At 36.6% G+C, this 4,361-nt stretch carries 3 protein-coding genes, 1 tRNA gene and 1 pseudogene; 1 reads left to right on the top strand and 4 read right to left on the bottom strand.

The window, feature by feature from the left end; all coding sequences use genetic code 11:
- A pseudogene (locus HMPREF0367_RS01575) lies at positions 1–2,288 on the bottom strand (DNA-directed RNA polymerase subunit beta); the annotation flags it as partial.
- Positions 2,289–2,517: 229 nt separating this feature from the next.
- A tRNA-Glu gene (locus HMPREF0367_RS01570) sits at positions 2,518–2,593 on the bottom strand.
- Positions 2,594–2,764: 171 nt separating this feature from the next.
- On the opposite strand from HMPREF0367_RS01570, the gene HMPREF0367_RS01565 reads away from it, so the two are divergent.
- Positions 2,765–3,166, top strand: coding sequence for a hypothetical protein (locus HMPREF0367_RS01565; protein ID WP_035400499.1), 402 nt, complete (start codon positions 2,765–2,767; stop codon positions 3,164–3,166).
- A 71-nt stretch (positions 3,167–3,237) separates the two neighbouring features.
- On the opposite strand, the gene HMPREF0367_RS01560 is transcribed toward HMPREF0367_RS01565, so the two are convergent.
- On the bottom strand, positions 3,238–3,672 hold the full coding sequence (locus HMPREF0367_RS01560) for a hypothetical protein (RefSeq protein WP_015536158.1): 435 nt from the start codon (positions 3,670–3,672) through the stop codon (positions 3,238–3,240).
- A partial coding sequence (locus tag HMPREF0367_RS01555) for a cell division protein FtsZ (RefSeq protein WP_035400497.1) occupies positions 3,672–4,361 on the bottom strand: 690 nt, incomplete at its 5' end. The genes HMPREF0367_RS01555 and HMPREF0367_RS01560, both read right to left, overlap by 1 nt.

Genomic DNA, 4,361 nt, shown 5'->3' with positions numbered 1-4,361 from the left:
TTCAATTCTAAATTACTTGTTTCATAATCTGCTTCTTCATCCGCACTTAGATAAACAGCTTCTTCTTGAACAGTACCATCTTTATTTACGATACGATATGGAGTCTGAATGAAACCATATTTATTGATTTTTGCATATGTAGTCAAGTTAGAGATCAAACCGATGTTTGGACCTTCTGGTGTCTCGATTGGACAAATACGTCCGTAGTGAGAACTGTGAACGTCACGAACCTCATAACTTGCACGATCTCGAGTGATACCACCAGGTCCTAATGCAGAAATACGACGCTTGTTTGTAAGTTCTGCTAGCGGGTTCTGCTGGTCCATGAACTGAGATAACTGAGAACTTGAGAAGAACTCTTTGATAGCTGCCGTTAATGGACGAATGTTGGTTAATTTTCTTGGTGTTAAGCTATCTAATTCCTGGATAGACATACGTTCTTTAACAACACGTTCCATTCTTGATAAACCAATTCTAAACTGGTTCTGGATCAATTCGCCAACTGAACGGATACGACGGTTACCCAACATATCGATGTCATCTGTTGTTCCGACACCTTCCATAACATTCAAGCTATAAGAGAAGAATGCGTACATATCAGACATTGTGATCGTATGTTTATTAGCGAATGGATCATTACCGGCAATCTTAATTTCATTTCCTGCTTTGTCTGTTACATAAACTTCCTGGATGCAGGCACCAACCAACCATGCGGTTACTTCTTCGTTTAAAGCACGCTGGCTAACAGCTAAACGATCTTCATCGCTGATCTTATCTGGAGTTACACCGATCATATAACGCTGTGCAACTAGTTCCATATCCTCATCAACGATATCTTGTCCCTTGGCATTTGTTAATCGACCTAGCACATATAAACGCTGACCATAGTTGAATACAGCATTGCAGTTTTCTTTGGTCAATACAACCGGTTTTGCAAATAAGCCGGCATAGATCGCAACTTCTTCTTTATTTTCCTTTAAAACATCTACATCTTTTTGTGTCAAAACAGTTCCCTGTTCATAAAGTACACCATTAACTTCGATGTCTTTTGCTAAAATACGTCCAACAAGACCTGTATTAAAGCTTGTAGGTATACTTACGATATCTGCTTCATGGAATTCAGCTCTAAATGGATAAGCTGTACAATATGTACCTTTGGCAAGTTCTTCACGTAACGCATTTCTTTCATCACGATGGATCATCAAGCCTTTTTCCATGTAAACATTTCCGTCTACATCGATAATATCATGAGCAAGAGTCATACCATCCATACGGGCAATGGCATTCAATTTCTTGCCTAATTTATATCTTCCAGCTTTTGTTAGATCATAACGACGATGATCGAAGAATTTTGCCTGCATCAATGAAATAGATCCATCAAGAGTGGGAATCTCATCACTGCGCTGGTTTTCATAGAAAGACAATAATGCTTCCTGAGTCGTTTTAACTTTATCGTTTAATAAAGAATTTTCAATTTCTTCGTATTTTCCAAAGAAAGCTGTATACAACAACAAATACAAGTTCATGTATTCACGATTTTCTGGATCCTGAGCTACATCCTCCCAGTTACGTCCAATCGTATGCAGGAATGTTTCCATTTCTGTTGTATCCAATGTATCTTCATTAACTTCAAGATTCAAAGACATACCAATAGCTTTAAACAAAATTGAGAAAAGAACTTTACGACGACGATCAATTGATACATTGATTGTGCGTCCTGCCATTGTTTTCTTTTGTTCTGTCATAAACTCAAGCCAAGTACCACGACTTGGAATCAATTCACATTCAAAATTTTGTTTACCAGTCTTATCATCATAGCTTTCAGAAAAATATGCTCCTGGAGAACGTACGATCTGAGATACGATAACACGTTCGGCACCATTGATGATGAATGTTCCAGTTTCTGTCATCAAAGGGAAATCCCCTAAATACACTTCCTCGTTTTTAGTAACCAATTCACCTGTTTCAGGATCTGTGATTTCTAGTTCCATCTCGGCATACAGAGGTGCTGCGTAATTACATTCTCTGTACATGGATTGTTCAGCGTTATATTTTGGCTCGTCAAAATGATAACGAATGAAATTTAACTTAATGTTTTTACCATAGTTTTCGATTGGATAGATTTCTTCAAAAACTTCTTGGATTCCCTGGCGAGTAAACCATTTAAAGGAATCTGTCTGGATTTCGACAAGGTTTGGTAGTTCTAGCTTACCACTAACTTTTGAGTAGTCTCGGCGTGTGGATTTCTTACCACATGAAACTATACGATACGCTTTGTTGCTGTCCATGCATGCCATCCTTTCGTTTGATTTTTTCATTTTTTCATCTGCGCATTATAAAAAATGGCAGACTTTTATGCAATTTACAATATTAGACTAAAAGTCAACAATTGTCAATCACAAAATGAAGTGAAACGATTAAAATTCCACTTCCTATTTTTGCCTGCCTCATCTATCTTTTTATTATTTTAAATAACATGTAAATTAAAAGCCCTATCTCTAGGGCTTAGTTTTTCATTGGTGACGCGTACGGGATTCGAACCCGTGAATGCATGCGTGAAAGGCATGTGAGTTAACCGTTTCTCCAACGCGCCATTTATATTTAACTTGTTCCTTAACAAGTGCCTACATATACTATCACGACTTTATATATGATGCAACACTTTTTTTAATTTTTTTTAAAAAAATTATTTTTTGAGGTTTTTGGCACTAAAATTTCAGATTTTTTCCTTTTATGATAGAATACTTTTATTAGGAGGAATACTATGACAGAAAAACCCAATGATATGCCACCTATTAAGGAGACAAAACAAACACAAAAACATCAAAATAAAAATGAAGGCTCCTGGTTGCTGGTATTGATCTTATCGATTGCTTCAATCATCTTATTACCTATCTTTTCAAGGTTATGGCTATTAGTAATAATTCCAATTGCCATGGCAATAGTCAGTATAGCATTTGCCTTGAAAGATTTTGAGAATAATAAACGTTGGATCATTGCCCTTGTATTATCGATCATAGCCTGCGTAAATGCTGTCTTATCTATCGAAAACGGAATCTTAGAGCTTATTACCAGCAATTCATATTATTATACTTATCAAGATGAATATAATATTCAGCCATATTTTGAAGATGACTGGTATGATTATGATTACTACTGGGATTAATTAGTTACGACCATCTTTACGGTGGTTTTTTTTAAACAAGAAAAAAGCTTGGATGATCATCATCTCAAGCTTTAAGATTTTTCTCTATTCGAATCATCAAGACCAAGGCTTTCTTCAATTGCCTCCGTTAATAAGGTAATGATATCCGTCTCTTCATCCGGGAATAAATCAAGATAGATTCTCTTCCATTTTAAAGTCGTTGTATCAATTACGCAAAGAGTTCCGGCAAATCCACGAATCTCTTCATTTGGCATACGAAGCGTATTATTGGTCAACAAAAACGAATTTCCATCAATTTCAACAGTCTGGGTGCTGAGTTTGAATTCTATCTTAAATTTCTTCAATCTTTCCTCAAACCGCTTGATTTCTTTCTCCGTATTCTTAGATACAGAAATCAATAAATAGTTTATTTCGTTTTCTCTTAACAAAACTTCTAATTTATACGCCATTTGGCGGGCGAATTCAGAATGAGTAAAGAATGAATCATCAATATAATATATCTTCATTAACGATTAAAGAAGAAATTAGGAATCTGATCATCCTGACTTGTTTCTTCAACACTTGTAACTACACCGGCATTCACTGGTGTTTTTACAGTTGGTTGTGTATACAAAGATTCCTGTCTAGCTGTATTGTCAGAACGTTTCTTTGTTACTGGTTTTGGTTCTTCAAACCCAGTTGCGATTACTGTTACGATAATTGCATCACCTAACTGTTCATTGATTGCGATACCAAAGATGCAGTCAACTTCTCCACCTGCAGCATCCTGAATTACAGCTACAGCGTTCTGTGCATCAAACAAGCTTACTTTGTCACCGCCAGTGATGTTAATGATAGCTGATTTTGCACCTGCAATCTGTGCTTCCAATAATGGAGACTGAATTGCTTTTTCAGCGGCAGATACTGCTTTATCTTCGCCTTCAGCCATACCAATGCCGATCAAAGCACGCCCCTGATTCTGCATTACAGAACGAACATCTGCAAAGTCCAAGTTAACAAGAGCAGGAACCGCAATCAAATCAGAGATAGTCTGAACACCTTGACGCAAGATGTTATCAGCTGCCTGGAATGCTTCTTCAATTGGTTTACGACCGATTACTTCTAATAAATTATCATTTGAAACTACGATCAAAGAGTCTACGTATTTTTTAAGTTCTTCGATACCGTCTTTTGATTTGTCTAGTGGTCTTGGTTT

Origin of the sequence: Faecalitalea cylindroides ATCC 27803 (assembly GCF_000469305.1) — a bacterium.
In the GTDB taxonomy this organism is placed as follows: domain Bacteria; phylum Bacillota_I; class Bacilli_A; order Erysipelotrichales; family Erysipelotrichaceae; genus Faecalitalea; species Faecalitalea cylindroides.
The sequence above is the reverse complement of the archived record's forward strand: the minus strand, read 5'-3'. Positions and strand labels throughout refer to the sequence as shown.

What these genes read in the sequence shown, in the direction of transcription:
- HMPREF0367_RS01560 (WP_015536158.1), bottom strand. Translation starts at nt 3,672, where the DNA reads ATGAAGATATATTATATTGATGATTCATTCTTTACTCATTCTGAATTC.
- HMPREF0367_RS01565 (WP_035400499.1), top strand. Translation starts at nt 2,765, where the DNA reads ATGACAGAAAAACCCAATGATATGCCACCTATTAAGGAGACAAAACAA.